Annotated in this window: 14 protein-coding genes; 10 read left to right on the top strand and 4 right to left on the bottom strand. The window is 32.6% G+C overall.

What is annotated here, in order from left to right:
- Positions 1 to 54 precede the first annotated feature (54 nt).
- The 5 genes from nusA (at position 55) to pnp (ending at position 6,556) form a co-directional block, all read left to right on the top strand.
- Positions 55 to 1,608, top strand: coding sequence for a transcription termination factor NusA (nusA, locus tag ACTT9C_RS01915; protein ID WP_440922817.1), 1,554 nt, complete (start codon positions 55 to 57; stop codon positions 1,606 to 1,608).
- Between the two features lie 10 nt (positions 1,609 to 1,618).
- Positions 1,619 to 3,793 carry a translation initiation factor IF-2 gene (gene infB / locus ACTT9C_RS01910; protein ID WP_440922816.1) on the top strand — a complete coding sequence of 725 codons (2,175 nt, stop codon included), beginning with the start codon at positions 1,619 to 1,621 and terminating at the stop codon, positions 3,791 to 3,793.
- On the top strand, positions 3,793 to 4,161 hold the full coding sequence (rbfA, locus tag ACTT9C_RS01905) for a 30S ribosome-binding factor RbfA (protein ID WP_440922815.1): 369 nt from the start codon (positions 3,793 to 3,795) through the stop codon (positions 4,159 to 4,161). The genes infB and rbfA overlap by 1 nt, the downstream gene beginning before the upstream one ends.
- Positions 4,162 to 4,173: 12 nt before the next feature.
- Positions 4,174 to 4,422 (top strand): 30S ribosomal protein S15, encoded by a 249-nt coding sequence (gene rpsO, locus ACTT9C_RS01900; RefSeq protein WP_440922814.1) that lies wholly within the window; start codon positions 4,174 to 4,176, stop codon positions 4,420 to 4,422.
- 61 nt (positions 4,423 to 4,483) lie between these two features.
- Positions 4,484 to 6,556, top strand: a complete 2,073-nt coding sequence (gene pnp, locus ACTT9C_RS01895) for a polyribonucleotide nucleotidyltransferase (protein WP_440922813.1) — start codon at positions 4,484 to 4,486, stop codon at positions 6,554 to 6,556.
- 140 nt (positions 6,557 to 6,696) lie between these two features.
- On the opposite strand, the gene ACTT9C_RS01890 is transcribed toward pnp, so the two are convergent.
- The 3 genes from ACTT9C_RS01890 to fabA are packed head-to-tail and all read right to left on the bottom strand — an operon-like array spanning position 6,697 to position 9,196.
- A complete protein-coding gene (locus ACTT9C_RS01890; RefSeq protein ID WP_440922812.1) occupies positions 6,697 to 7,482 on the bottom strand; it encodes an enoyl-ACP reductase FabI in 786 nt (261 codons plus the stop codon).
- Between the two features lie 2 nt (positions 7,483 to 7,484).
- Positions 7,485 to 8,696 (bottom strand): beta-ketoacyl-ACP synthase I, encoded by a 1,212-nt coding sequence (gene fabB, locus ACTT9C_RS01885; RefSeq protein ID WP_440922811.1) that lies wholly within the window; start codon positions 8,694 to 8,696, stop codon positions 7,485 to 7,487.
- A complete protein-coding gene (gene fabA / locus ACTT9C_RS01880; RefSeq protein ID WP_440922810.1) occupies positions 8,696 to 9,196 on the bottom strand; it encodes a bifunctional 3-hydroxydecanoyl-ACP dehydratase/trans-2-decenoyl-ACP isomerase in 501 nt (166 codons plus the stop codon). Before fabA ends, fabB begins: the two co-directional genes overlap by 1 nt.
- 94 nt (positions 9,197 to 9,290) lie before the next feature.
- Between fabA and ACTT9C_RS01875 the strand changes: the two genes are divergently transcribed.
- The 5 genes from ACTT9C_RS01875 (at position 9,291) to ACTT9C_RS01855 (ending at position 13,206) form a co-directional block, all read left to right on the top strand.
- Positions 9,291 to 9,689, top strand: coding sequence for a Fur family transcriptional regulator (locus ACTT9C_RS01875; RefSeq protein ID WP_440922809.1), 399 nt, complete (start codon positions 9,291 to 9,293; stop codon positions 9,687 to 9,689).
- A 90-nt stretch (positions 9,690 to 9,779) separates the two neighbouring features.
- Positions 9,780 to 12,017 (top strand): catalase/peroxidase HPI, encoded by a 2,238-nt coding sequence (gene katG, locus ACTT9C_RS01870; protein WP_440922808.1) that lies wholly within the window; start codon positions 9,780 to 9,782, stop codon positions 12,015 to 12,017.
- A 24-nt stretch (positions 12,018 to 12,041) separates the two neighbouring features.
- Positions 12,042 to 12,638, top strand: coding sequence for an aspartyl/asparaginyl beta-hydroxylase domain-containing protein (locus tag ACTT9C_RS01865; protein ID WP_440922807.1), 597 nt, complete (start codon positions 12,042 to 12,044; stop codon positions 12,636 to 12,638).
- Entirely contained in the window at positions 12,638 to 12,877 is a 240-nt protein-coding gene (locus ACTT9C_RS01860; protein WP_440922806.1) for a DUF2061 domain-containing protein, read from the top strand. The genes ACTT9C_RS01865 and ACTT9C_RS01860 overlap by 1 nt, the downstream gene beginning before the upstream one ends.
- Before the next feature lie 149 nt (positions 12,878 to 13,026).
- On the top strand, positions 13,027 to 13,206 hold the full coding sequence (locus ACTT9C_RS01855) for a hypothetical protein (protein ID WP_440922805.1): 180 nt from the start codon (positions 13,027 to 13,029) through the stop codon (positions 13,204 to 13,206).
- 36 nt (positions 13,207 to 13,242) lie between these two features.
- On the opposite strand, the gene ACTT9C_RS01850 is transcribed toward ACTT9C_RS01855, so the two are convergent.
- On the bottom strand, positions 13,243 to 13,683 hold the full coding sequence (locus ACTT9C_RS01850; RefSeq protein ID WP_440922804.1) for an SH3 domain-containing protein: 441 nt from the start codon (positions 13,681 to 13,683) through the stop codon (positions 13,243 to 13,245).
- Between the last annotated feature and the right edge of the window lie 2 nt (positions 13,684 to 13,685).

Genomic DNA, 13,685 nt, shown 5'->3' with positions numbered 1-13,685 from the left:
ATCATTGAATTTATAAAATGGGCTTTTGCCCATTTTTTTTTGGGATAAATAAAAATGTTAAATAAAAGAGCAGATAAACTAGAACTAATAAGAATTGCTGAAGCTGTGGCACTTGAAAAATCTATAGATAAAGAATTAATAATTAGTTCAATGGAAACTGGAATAGCAAAAGCTGCAAAATCGAAATTTGGTCAAGATAATGAAATCAAGGTTTCAATTAATCGAGATAATGGCGATATTGAAATATTTAGAAAATTGACTGTTGCAGAAAATCCAGAAAATTCAAATATGGAAATTAAGTTAGAGGATGCGATTAATCTAGATAATAACAATAAAAATAAATCTATTGGTGATGAAATTTTGCAACCTTTACCCTCTTTTGATTTTGGAAGGATTGCAGCACAAATTGCTAAACAAGTAATAAGTTCTAATGTAAGAGATGCAGAGCGCGAAAGACAATTTAATGATTTTATAGACAAAAAAGATACTATATTGAGTGGTATTGTAAAAAGATTGGAGTTTGGAAATGTAATAGTTGACTTAGGGAGAACAGAGGCTGTTATTCAAAAAAATGAGTTAATTCCAAGAGAAAATATTAAAGCGGGAGATAGAATCAAAGCTTATTGCTTTGATGTTCGAAGAGAACAAAGAGGTCAGCAAATATTTTTATCAAGAGCACATCCGAAATTTATGGAAAAGCTTTTTATTCAAGAAGTTCCAGAAATTTATGATGGATTGATAGAAATAAAATCTTCTTCAAGAGATCCAGGAAGCAGAGCAAAAATTTGTGTAAAAGCTATTGATGCATCTTTAGATCCAGTTGGAGCTTGTGTAGGTATGAGAGGGTCGAGAGTTCAAGCTGTAGTAAATGAACTTCAGGGTGAAAAAATCGACATTGTAAATTGGTCTGAGGATCCAGCAATTTTAGTCTCTAGTGCCTTATCTCCTGCAGATGTTTTGAGAGTTAATGTTGATGCAGAGAGAAAAAAATTAGATGTAATATTAACTGAAGAAAATTTAAGTAAGGCAATCGGTAGAAGAGGACAGAATGTTCGACTAGCTACAAAACTACTTAATTATGAAATTAATATTATGACAGATCAAGAAGACTCAGAAAGAAGGCAGCAAGATTTTAAAGAAAAAACAGAAAATTTTGTAAAAAATTTAGAATTAGACGAAACACTTGGACAGTTGCTTGTAGCAGAGGGATTTGCAACAATAGATGATATCAAAGATAGCTCAGTCGAAAATTTAACTAAAATAGAAGGAATAGAGGAAGAGACTGCCAAAGCGTTAATAGAGAGATCAAAGGATTTTCATAAAAAAGACCAAGAGGATATTTCAAAAAGAATTAAAGAGCTTGGTTTAAGTGAGACTTTAATAAATTTAAAAGGTCTTACACCTGGCATGTTAGTTACACTCGGAGAAAAAAAAATCCTATCATTAGAAGAATTTGCTGATTTAGCATCTGATGAACTTACAGGAGGTTATGACATTATAAAAGGCTCGAAAATCAGGATAGAGGGGTATCTTGAGGATTTTGCACTTTCTAAAGAAGAGGCAGACGAATTAATTATGTCAGCTAGAAAAATTGTTTACAAAAATTAAGAGATGACTTATGGACAAAAAATTAAAATTATCTTTATCTGGATCTGGCAAAAACAAAAAACCTTTAAAGAATATTGATGTAAATAAATTTTCGGGAAAACGATCCGTAATAATAGAAAAATCTAATAGTAAATTAGTAAAAAGAGGAACTTCATTTAAAACTAAAAAACCTCTGTTTGATTCCAAACTTAAAAATAACACAAGCGATTTCGAAAAAAGGAAATTAGCCGAACAAAGGGCTACAAAAAGATTAAAAGATGAATCTAGCGCTAAAGATAAAAAACATAAACTCACACCACAAAAAAGAGAGGTTAAATTGACTGTTTCTAGAGCATTAAGTGATGAAATAGAGGCAAGAGAAAGAAGCTTGGCATCTGTAAGAAGAGCAAGAGAGAAAGAGAGCAAAAATCAAAACAAAGAACAAAATAATGAGAGTATTAAACAAATTAAAAGAGATATAAATATACCTGAAGCTATCACTGTTAGAGAGCTTGCAAATAGAATGGCAGAACAATCAAGTAACGTAATTAAATATCTGTTTGGTATGGGCGTTACAGTTACAATCAATCAAACACTTGCTGCTGATACAGCAGAATATTTGGTTAAAGAATTTGGACATAACCCAATCAGAGAGGAAAAAGCAGAGGAAATAATTCAAAAAATTAAAGCCTCAAGAACTGAAAATTTAAAAAATAGACCCCCAATTGTAACTGTCATGGGCCATGTTGATCATGGGAAAACTTCTGTGCTAGATGTTTTGAGAAGTGCAAATGTTGTTTCAGGTGAATTTGGTGGTATCACACAACATATAGGAGCTTATCAAATTGAGAATAAAGGTCACAAACTAACTTTTATTGATACACCAGGGCATGCAGCTTTTACAGAGATGAGAGCACGAGGTTCAAAACTTACTGACTTGGTTGTTTTAGTAGTTGCCGCAGATGATGGTGTAAAACCTCAAACAGTGGAGTCAATTAAGCATGCTAAAGCAGCTAATGTTCCAATAGTAGTGGCAATAAACAAATGTGATTTACCAGAGGCTGATCCACAAAAGATTAAAAATCAATTGTTGGAACATGAATTAATTGCTGAAGATTTATCAGGGGATACATTAATGGTAGAAATATCAACAAAAACAAAAAAAAATTTGGATAAATTGGTTGAATCAATAATTCTTCAGGCGGAAATATTAGATCTCAAAACTGATTACGAGTCTAAAGCAACAGGTATAGTTCTGGAGTCAAAAATAGATGTTGGGCGAGGACCAGTTGCAAATATAATCGTGACAGCAGGACTACTTAAAAAGGGAGATTTTTTTGTAAGTGGCTTGAAATGGGGTAAGGTTAGAGCAATTATAAACGACAAGGGTCAAAATATCGATGAAGCTTTGCCATCAACACCTGTTGAAATTTTAGGAATTAATGGGGCATCAAAAGCCGGAGATGACTTCATTGTTTTGGAAACCGAGAAAGAAGCTAAGATATTAAGTGAAAATAGAGCTCAAGAAAAAAAAGAGGGTAAAAATCCTTTAACATTAACAACTCAAGAAGCTGCTTTTTCAAAAAATTCATCTAAAGAACTTAATTTAATCATAAAATCAGATGTGCATGGATCCTCTGAAGCGATTAAAAATGCAATAAGTCAAATCACACATGATGAAGTTAAACCAAAAATAATTTTAGCAGATATAGGAATGGTAACAGAAACAGATGTTACCTTAGCAAAGGCATCTAATGCCGTTCTTGTTGCATTTAATGTCAAACCAAGTAAAGAAGCAAAAAAGCTTGCTGAAAACGAAAAAATAAAAATTTCTTCCTATAATATAATTTACGAAGTTTTAGATTACATTAAAAAAAAGATGTCAGGTTTATTAGCTCCAGATATTCAAGAAAAAATAATTGGTACAGCACAAATTTTAGAGATTTTTAAAGTTTCAGGAGCTGGCAAGGTGGCTGGCTCGAAAATCACCGAAGGAGAAATAAATAGCACATCCAATGTAAGGATTATTAGAGATGGAACTATTATTTATACAGGAAAAGTTTCAACAATATTCAGAGAAAAAAACCAAGTTAAGCAGGTTAGTGGTGGCCAAGAATGTGGTATTACAATTAAGGATTATATGGATTTTCAAAAAAATGATACAATAGAGGCATTTAGTGTTACATCTACGGAAAGGTCAATTTAATGGCAGATCGAATAGGAAAACCAGTATCCCAAAGACAGTTAAGAGTTGGAGAAATGATTAAGCAGTCTTTGAGCATGATTTTTATTAGAAATGAGGCTAAGTTGCCAAATTTAGACACCAATAATATAACTGTAACAGAAGTAAAAATGAGTCCAGATTTAAAAATAGCCAAAGCATACGTTCTTCCATTAGGAGGAAAAGATGCTGAGGAAATTATCAATGTTTTAAAAGAATACTCTTTTTTAATACGAAAAATTTTATCACAAAAAGTGGTTATGAAATTTTTACCCAAATTACTTTTTAGAAAAGATGAGTCTTTTGAATATGCGGAAAAAATAGAAAATTTAATAAAACAATCAAATAAATAGAAAGATATAAATATGAATAAAAAATCACAAGAATTAGCAATGCATGATAAGGATACTGGTTCGTCCGAGGTGCAAATCGCTCTGCTAACTGAAAAAATTGAAACTCTCTCAAAGCACATTAAGCAATTTAAAAAAGATAAGCATTCATCTGTAGGATTGTTGAGAGCGGTAAATAGAAGAAAAAAATTGTTAGAGTACCTAAAAAAAAATAAAATGGACTCTTACAAAAATGTACTGTCGAAATTGAATTTGAGAAAGTAGAAGTCAAAATAGATAGAACGAAATGAACGAAAAGAAATGAACGAAACGAAATGGAAATGAAATGTTTAAAGTATATAAGAAGGAAGTTGAAGTAGCAGGTAAGAAAATAAGTTTAGAAACGGGTAAAGTAGCAAGACAGGCCGATGGATCAATAATTGCAACATGTGGAGAGACAGTTGTTTTAGCAACAGTAGTTGGAGCGAAAAAAGTTAATCCAGATATGGATTATTTTCCACTTTCAGTTAATTACCAAGAAAAGTATTATGCAGCTGGAAAAATTCCAGGTGGATATTTCAAAAGAGAAGCAAGACCAACTGAAAGTGAAACATTAATTTCAAGATTAATTGACAGACCTATTAGACCATTGTTCCCAGATGAATTTAAAAATGAAGTTCAGTTGTTACCAACTGTAATTTCTTATGATAAAGAAAATGAATCTGATATTTTATCCATCATAGCCTCCTCAGCTGCATTAGCTATATCAGGAATGCCATTTATGGGACCTGTAGGCGCTTCCAGAGTTGGTTATATTGATGGCAAATATGTTTTAAACCCATCTAAAGTAGATCTTGAAAAATCAAAATTAGATTTAGTTGTTGCAGGCACAAAAGATGCTGTGCTTATGGTCGAGTCTGAGGCAAGTGGTTTAACAGAAGAAGAAATGTTAAATGCAGTTAAATTTGGTCACGAAGGCTTTGTTCCAGTTATTAAAATGATAGAGGAACTTGCAAAAGAATGTAGAAAACCTGAATGGACTGTCGAAAAAAAAGATCTTTCTGAAGTTAAGAAAAAACTTGAAGGTACTTTTACAGAAGATCTTAAAAAAGCATTTGCAACAAGAGATAAACAAGATAGGTCAAATCAAATTTCTGAAATAACTGATAAAGCTAAAAAACTTTATGAGGAAGATGAAAATTATACAGATCTAGATGTAAATTCTGAACTTAAAAAGATAGAAAAATCAATTGTAAGAACAGATATTCTTAAAAATAAGAACAGAATTGATGGTAGAGGATTATCAGATGTTAGGCCTATTTCTTGTGAAGTTGGAATTTTACCAAGAACCCACGGTTCTGCTCTATTCACTAGAGGAGAGACACAAGCAATAGTAACTGCAACTTTAGGAACTTCTGATGATGAGCAGAGAATTGAAAGTTTGGATGGATTACAAAGAGAAAGGTTCATGCTTCACTATAATTTTCCACCATTTTCAGTTGGAGAAACAGGTAGAATAGGAACTGGTAGAAGAGAAATAGGACATGGTAAATTAGCTTGGAGAGCTATCCACTCTTCATTACCGTCAAGTGAGTCATTTCCCTATACATTTAGAGTTGTTTCAGAAATTACGGAGTCTAATGGCTCTTCTTCAATGGCCACAGTTTGTGGAACATCACTTGCATTAATGGATGCGGGTGTGCCTATCAAAGAGCCTGTCGCAGGAATCGCAATGGGATTGATAAAAGAGGGAGATGCGTTTAGTGTCTTATCAGATATTTTAGGTGATGAAGATCATCTTGGTGATATGGATTTTAAAGTAGCTGGGACTAAAACTGGAATTACTTCACTTCAAATGGATATTAAAATCACTGGTATTACATTCGAGATTATGGAACAGGCATTAAATCAAGCTAAAGATGGAAGAATTCATATTTTAGGTGAAATGAATAAAGCATTATCAGCTTCAAGAGCAGATGTTGGAAAACACACTCCAAAAATGGAAAAAATCTCTGTTGATAAAAAAGACATTGCTGCTGTGATCGGAAAAGGAGGAGCAACAATAAGAGAGATTGTAGAAAGATCAGGTGCAAAAGTTGATGTTAATGATGAAGGCGTAGTGACAGTCGCTGCACCAGATGAAGATGCAAGAAATATTGCTATGCAGATGATCAAAGACATTACTGCTAAAGCTGAATTGAATAAAATTTATTCAGGCAAAGTAATGAAAATTATGGAATTTGGTGCATTTGTAAACTTTTTAGGAAAACAAGACGGACTTGTTCATATCTCAGAACTTGCCGATAAAAGAGTAGCCAAAGTAACTGATGTTGTTAAAGAAGGTGACGAGGTAAAAGTTAAAGTAATTGGTTTCGATAGAGGCAAAGTTAAGTTATCTATGAAACAAGCAGCTGAATAGATTTAAAAATTATGGAGATATTTATATTTTTAGTTTGTTTAGTATTTGTAATCTATTATTTATTTAGGCCTACTTCTAAAAAAGAAAAGGATCAATTTAATGATAAAAGTAATTGGCGAGGTGGGTTTTAGATTTAAAATTTAACTTATATTTTTAGGATCTGGCATTCCAACTTTATTATATCCAGCATCTACATAGTGGATTTCACCTGTTACACCATTCGCAAGTTCACTAAGTAAATATAATGCTGAATTACCAACATCATGAATATCTACATTTCTTTTTAAAAAAGAATGATCTTCGTTCCATTTATATAAAAATTTTGCATCTCCTATTGCTGATGCCGCTAGTGTTTTAATAGGCCCAGCACTTATTGCATTTACCCTTACTCCTTTTGCACCTAAATCTCTCGCAAGGTATTTGACACTCGCTTCAAGAGCAGATTTACAAACACCCATAACATTGTAATTTGGGATAGCTTTAGTGGATTCGTAAGTCAAAGTTAACATACTGCCACCACTTTTCATCACTTTTGATGCTTCTCTAGCGACTTCAGTAAATGAAAAGCAAGAAATTAACATACTTCTTAAAAAGTTTTCTCTAGTAGTATTTAAATACTCACCTGCCAATTCTGACTTATCAGAAAAAGCGACTGCGTGAACAACAAAATCAATTTCTGCCCACTGAGTTTTGATATCTTGAAACAATTTAACAACTTCTTCTTTTTTTTCAACATCACAACTAAATGTCAATTTTGAATTTAATTTTTCTGCCAAAGGTATAACTCTTTTTTTAAGAGCATCACCTAAATATGTAAATGCTAACTCAGCTCCTGCCTCAGCTAATTTTTGAGAGATACCCCAGGCAATTGATCTCTCATTGGCAACACCCATTATTAATCCTTTTTTTCCTTTCATTAAACTCATGTTTAAACCTTTTCAAAAATTAAAGCAGCATTAGTCCCACCAAAACCAAAACTATTTGACATAACTGTGTTTAAATTTGCACCAGTTTCTGTTTTTGCTACTATTGGGAATTTTTTAGCTTCCTCATCTATCTCTTTTATGTTTGCTGAGCCAGTAATGAAATTATTTTTCATCATAATTAAACAATAGATAGCTTCATGTACAGAGGCAGCACCTAAAGGATGTCCTGAAAGAGATTTCGTTGAACTAATTTTTGGAATATTATCTCCAAAAGTATTTTTAACCGCACTTAGCTCTGTAATATCTCCAACCGGTGTAGATGTTCCATGAGTATTTATATAATCAATTTTATTTCTTGCTGTAGCCATTGCCATTTGCATACACCTTACAGCTCCCTCACCTGATGGTGCTACCATATCATAACCATCAGAGGTAGCGCCATAACCAGTTAATTCTGCATAAATTTTAGCTCCTCTAGCCTTAGCATGCTCGTATTCTTCAAGTACCAAAACTCCACCACCACCAGCTATTACAAATCCATCTCTGGTTTTATCATAGGCTCTCGAAGCCGTTTCTGGTGTATCATTATATTTTGATGATAAGGCAGTCATTGCATCAAACATAGCAGTCATTGCCCAATGAATTTCTTCACTACCACCAGCAAATATAACATCCTGTTTTCCCATTTGAATTAATTCCATTGAGTTTCCAATACAGTGCCCACTAGTTGCACAAGCAGAACTCATTGTGTAGTTTGTTCCTTTGATTTTAAAAGGAACTGCAAGTGTTGCCGAAGCAGTACTTGCCATTGTTCTTGGAACAATAAATGGACCCATTAATTTTGGAGTTTTAGCTCTAGTTTTATCTGCAGCCAAAATTACATTCTCGATAGAAGGACCTCCAGAACCCATTACAATTCCAGTTTTGAAATTACTTACTTCATCCTCCTCTAAGCCGGAGTCCTTAATTGCCTCTTTCATAGCAATATAATTATAAGCTGAGCCTGAACCCATGAATCTTATAGTTTTTCTATCGACATGATCTTCAAGTTTAATATTAGGTTTTCCATGGACATGGCTTTTAAGATTATGCTCTTTATATTCCTCAGAAAAAGTAATTCCTGATTTTGAGTTTAAAAGCGATTGATGAACTTCTTCTTGGTTATTACCTAAACAAGAAACAATACCCAAACCTGTAATTACTACTCTCCTCATTACTTAAATAATCCTACTTTTAAACTATCTGCTGAATAAATTTTCTTTCCATCAGCCAAAACTACTCCATTCGCAAGACCAACAGTTGTTCCACCTGGAGACATAATTTTTTTCATATCAATTTCATATGTTACCAATTTAACATTTTGTAATACTTCGCCTGTGAATTTTACTGTCCCAACTCCTAACGCTCTACCTTTTCCAGGGTTTCCTATCCAGCCCAAATAAAACCCAACCAATTGCCACATAGCATCGAGTCCGAGACAACCTGGCATCACAGGATCTTCCTTAAAATGACAATTAAAAAACCAAAGATCATTTTTAATATCTAGTTCAGCTTTTAATAAACCTTTTTTAAAAGCTCCTTTGTCATCATTAATTTCTGTAATTCTATCAAACATAAGCATTGGTGGAAGAGGTAATTTAGCATTACCAGGACCAAATAATTTGCCCTCACCACAATTTATAAGCTCATCGTATGAGTAAGAGTTTTTTTTCATAAAATTGAGTACTCTTATTTACTTGATTTTGGGACTATATAATATAATTATAATACCAGTTTAGAATAATTTTAACCAACAATTTGCTTAAAAAGTGAAATATATAGATAAATTAAGAAATTCTGGATTAAGGCCTACTAAACAAAGACTTCAAATATGTGAAGTACTGTTTGATACAGATAAGACATTTCATTTTACAATAAATGAACTAGACCAAAAAATTAAAGATAAAATACACAACAAAATCTCTTTGGCGACAATTTATAATACTGTTCATGCTTTTGAAAAAAAAGGATATTTAAAGCAAATCCCTGTAAATTCAAACCAAACTTATTTTGACACAAATATTACTGATCATCATCATTTTTATAATTTGAAAGATGGAAAGTTGATTGACTTAGAAAACTCTGATGTAGGACCTATAAATATTAAAAGAAAAATTGATGGGAAAAAAATCAAATCCATTGAAGTTCTTGTCAAACTTGAGGATTAATTTATTAAGCGTCATTATTAACCAATTGACAGCTATTTAGAACCATTATAAACTGCAAAGGTTACCAATATAAACATGGGGAAATAATAAATGAGCACTGAAAATTTTAAAAATAAATCTTTTAAATCAAATGAGCTAAGTAAATGTCCTTTTACAGGAGCAGGCACACCTGCAAAGTTTTCTGCAGGAAGAGGTCAAACAGTAAGAGACTTCTGGCCAAATAGTTTAAATCTAAAAATTCTCAGTCAGCATTCTAATTTATCAAACCCTATGGATAAAAAATTTAATTATGCAAAAGAATTTAAAAAACTCAATTACAAAGCGTTAAAAAAAGATTTAAAAAAATTAATGACAGACTCACAAGAATGGTGGCCTGCAGATTATGGTCATTATGGTCCTTTATTTATCCGATTAGCTTGGCACGCTGCAGGAACTTACAGGACTGGGGATGGTAGAGGCGGTGCCGGTACTGGCAACCAAAGATTTGCTCCGCTCAATTCTTGGCCAGATAACGTGAATTTAGATAAAGCAAGGTTACTTTTATGGCCAATCAAAAAAAAGTATGGAAGAAAAATTTCTTGGGCAGATCTATTTATATTAGTTGGAAATGTTGCATTAGACTCCATGGGTTTCAAAACTTTTGGTTTCGGTGCAGGTAGAACTGATATTTGGGAACCGGAGGACGATATCTATTGGGGTTCAGAAAAAGAGATGCTAGGTGTGGAAAGATATAGTGGAAAAAGAGATTTAGAGCAGCCGCTAGGTGCTTCTCACATGGGCTTGATTTATGTAAATCCACAAGGTCCAGACGCAAATCCAGATCCACTACTAGCAGCACATGACATCAGAGAGACATTCGGAAGAATGGCTATGAACGATTATGAAACAGCAGCTTTAGTTGCTGGAGGACATACATTTGGAAAATCTCACGGAGCAGCATCAGAGTCTTATAAAGGTCCAGATCCAGAGGCTTCAAAACTTCAAGCTCAGTCTACTGGATGGAATAGTGGATATAAATCTGGAAAAGGTGTCGATACGATAAGTAGTGGTATTGAAGGTGCTTGGACTCAAAATCCTACAAAATGGGATATGGGTTATTTAGATTGTTTATACGATCATGATTGGGAACTAACAAAAAGCCCTGCTGGAGCTCATCAATGGACTCCAAAGAAAAATGGACAAAAAATTAAAATGGTTCCTGATGCACACCAAAAAGGTGTACTTCATCCACCAATGATGCAAACAACAGATATATCAATGAAAGTTGATCCAAGTTATGGACCAATTACTAAGCATTTTCATCAAAACCCTAAAGAGTTTCACGATGCATTTGCTAGAGCATGGTTTAAACTAACTCATAGAGATATGGGTCCAAGGGTTTGTTACTTGGGCAGTGAAGTTCCAAAAGAACAATTAATTTGGCAAGATCCAATTGATAAACCGAAGTACAAGCTTAAATCAAAAGATATTAAAGATTTAAAAAACAAAATTTCTAAATCAAAAATATCAATTTCAGATTTAGTTTCTACTGCATGGGCATCAGCTTCAACTTTTAGAGGATCAGATAAAAGAGGTGGTGCTAACGGTGCAAGAATAATGCTAGAGCCACAAAAAAGCTGGGCTGTAAATAATCCTAAGAAATTATCAACTGTGGTTAAAGCTTTAAATAAAATTAAAGACCAATTTGAAAATAAAAAGAAAAGTGTATCAATGGCAGACTTAATTGTACTAGCAGGCGGTGTTGGTATTGAGATGGCTGCTAAAAAGGCAGGGCATAAAGTTAATGTTCCATTTTTAGCGGGTAGAGGAGATGCTAGACAAGACCAGACTGATATTCATTCTTTTGGTCTTCTTGAGCCTCAGGCAGATGGTTTTAGAAACTATCTAAATGGTGGAGCTTCAAATGTTTCGGCAGAGGAAAAATTGGTTGATAAAGCACAACTAATGGGTCTTACTGCGCCAGAAATGACAGCACTTATAGGCGGTATGAGAGTTTTAAATACTAACTATGATGGTTCAAATTACGGAGTTTTTACAAATAAACCTGGTTCTCTTACTAACGATTACTTTGTAAATTTATTAGATATGAATACTACATGGAAAGAGGAAGACAAATCAGAACAAACATTTGTAGGAAGAGATAGAAAAACTCAAAAAACAAAATGGAAAGCAACAAGAGTTGATTTGATTTTTGGTTCAAATTCTCAACTAAGAGCTCTTGCAGAAGTTTATGCCTGTGAGGACTCGAAAGAAAAATTTGTTAAAGATTTTATAGCTGCATGGGTAAAAGTTATGAATTCTGATCGATTTGATTTGAAATTAAATTAAATTTGAAAAAAAAGATAAAGTTATATGGCAACAGCAAATTTTGAGGATTTTTACGAAGTTCCAAATCTAAAATTTGACATTTCAAAGTTAAAAGACGACTTAGATAGAATTTTGAAATTAAAAAAATTTAATACACCAGGTGTTACACATTTTGGTGCAATTCCATTAAACCAAATTCCAAACGATAAGAGCTCAATTGAAGGAAGCAATATTAGAGGAAAATATTGGACAATTGCAGACGAAACTGGAAAAGAGGTTTCAAGAGATGTTGATATAGATGAGTCTAAATATACACAATTAATACCTGAATTTGAAAATACATACTTTGCAGAAGTTTACAAAGTTCTAAGCAACAGATTTAAATTGGGAAGGGTTAGGCTGTTATTAAAAGAGCCTAGATCAACTTTGAGTTGGCACAAAGATCCAGAATGTAGGCTTCATGTGCCTATAATCACAAACAAAGGGTGTTCAATGGTTATAGAGAATGTTGCTAAACATTTACCCGCAGATGGGAAAGTTTGGATTACAAATAACACTAAATATCATAATTTTTTTAATGGAGGTGAACAGGCTAGAATACACCTTGTGGCTTGTGTTCTTGAGAGTCCTTTTAAAAACTGATGGAAATTACTAAAGGCATATTTCAAGCATCCCAAAATATTTATCAAAACAATAAAGGCTCTTTACTTAGAACTGTAATTTATACAATTGGACACTTTGCAATTGCGATTACAGTTTTAATGATAGTAGCAGATGTCTCTTTTAAAGTTGCACTTACGGATGCAATAGTTGAACCAATTGCAAATTCAATTTGGTATTTTATTTTAGATAAATGGTGGACAAGCAAATCTAAAAAATAATTTGATCGAATACTCCAAAAAAAAAGCAATTAGTAATCATTCGCAAAAAAGTTTCGATAATAATAATCATTCGCAAAAAAGTTTCGATAATAATAATCATTCGCATGAATAGTTGTTGAAATAAATTTATTTATGATTAATTTTTCATCATGCAAACAGAAAATTATAACTGTAAAAAATGTGGACTAACAATTTCCTCAACTTGTTCCAAGTGTGATAAAATTGTTGATGTTGAAGTTCTTGATGATGGTTGTATTGTTCAGAAAACAAAATGTTTAGATTGTGCAAATGCTCCTGTAATCAAGGATGTTTGTGAACAACAAAAGTAGTTTAACATTAAAAAATATTAGTCTAGTAGATTAAGATTAATTCACACCCCAGGAATTTTCTATTTTTACCCAACCTTTAAAGTTTCCAGTTTTCACCTTACACCATTCATCATTACAATTCTGTATTAACAAAACTCTACCCTTTTCTATTTTTGCTAAAGGTTTTGAAAAATTTGTTGGCCTGCTAAATAAAATTTTATCGATCTTTGGTATTAAAGAATTTACCTTTTTGAGTTGAGAGACATGTATCCATCCACTATTATTTTTAAAATCAATAATCCTCCTAAAATTCTCTTTCTTATCAATCTGCTTAATAGGTAAATTAATTTTTTTATAGATATATTTTATAGGATACTCAAACCCTGGACCATATCTTACATTTACTTTATTTTTTTTTAATGAGAGAAAAGTATCGTTTGCAAAAACATTTAATGGAAAAAAAATCCAGAGAAAAATCAAAAAATATAACTTTTTCATTA

The sequence above is a fragment of the Candidatus Pelagibacter sp. genome (assembly GCF_052049575.1).
Classification (GTDB): Bacteria; Pseudomonadota; Alphaproteobacteria; order Pelagibacterales; family Pelagibacteraceae; genus Pelagibacter.
The sequence above is the reverse complement of the archived record's forward strand: the minus strand, read 5'-3'. Positions and strand labels throughout refer to the sequence as shown.

What these genes read in the sequence shown, in the direction of transcription:
- nusA (WP_440922817.1), top strand. Translation starts at nt 55, where the DNA reads ATGTTAAATAAAAGAGCAGATAAACTAGAACTAATAAGAATTGCTGAA.
- infB (WP_440922816.1), top strand. Translation starts at nt 1,619, where the DNA reads ATGGACAAAAAATTAAAATTATCTTTATCTGGATCTGGCAAAAACAAA.
- rbfA (WP_440922815.1), top strand. Translation starts at nt 3,793, where the DNA reads ATGGCAGATCGAATAGGAAAACCAGTATCCCAAAGACAGTTAAGAGTT.
- rpsO (WP_440922814.1), top strand. Translation starts at nt 4,174, where the DNA reads ATGAATAAAAAATCACAAGAATTAGCAATGCATGATAAGGATACTGGT.
- pnp (WP_440922813.1), top strand. Translation starts at nt 4,484, where the DNA reads ATGTTTAAAGTATATAAGAAGGAAGTTGAAGTAGCAGGTAAGAAAATA.
- ACTT9C_RS01890 (WP_440922812.1), bottom strand. Translation starts at nt 7,482, where the DNA reads ATGAGTTTAATGAAAGGAAAAAAAGGATTAATAATGGGTGTTGCCAAT.
- fabB (WP_440922811.1), bottom strand. Translation starts at nt 8,696, where the DNA reads ATGAGGAGAGTAGTAATTACAGGTTTGGGTATTGTTTCTTGTTTAGGT.
- fabA (WP_440922810.1), bottom strand. Translation starts at nt 9,196, where the DNA reads ATGAAAAAAAACTCTTACTCATACGATGAGCTTATAAATTGTGGTGAG.
- katG (WP_440922808.1), top strand. Translation starts at nt 9,780, where the DNA reads ATGAGCACTGAAAATTTTAAAAATAAATCTTTTAAATCAAATGAGCTA.
- ACTT9C_RS01865 (WP_440922807.1), top strand. Translation starts at nt 12,042, where the DNA reads ATGGCAACAGCAAATTTTGAGGATTTTTACGAAGTTCCAAATCTAAAA.
- ACTT9C_RS01860 (WP_440922806.1), top strand. Translation starts at nt 12,638, where the DNA reads ATGGAAATTACTAAAGGCATATTTCAAGCATCCCAAAATATTTATCAA.
- ACTT9C_RS01855 (WP_440922805.1), top strand. Translation starts at nt 13,027, where the DNA reads ATGCAAACAGAAAATTATAACTGTAAAAAATGTGGACTAACAATTTCC.
- ACTT9C_RS01850 (WP_440922804.1), bottom strand. Translation starts at nt 13,683, where the DNA reads ATGAAAAAGTTATATTTTTTGATTTTTCTCTGGATTTTTTTTCCATTA.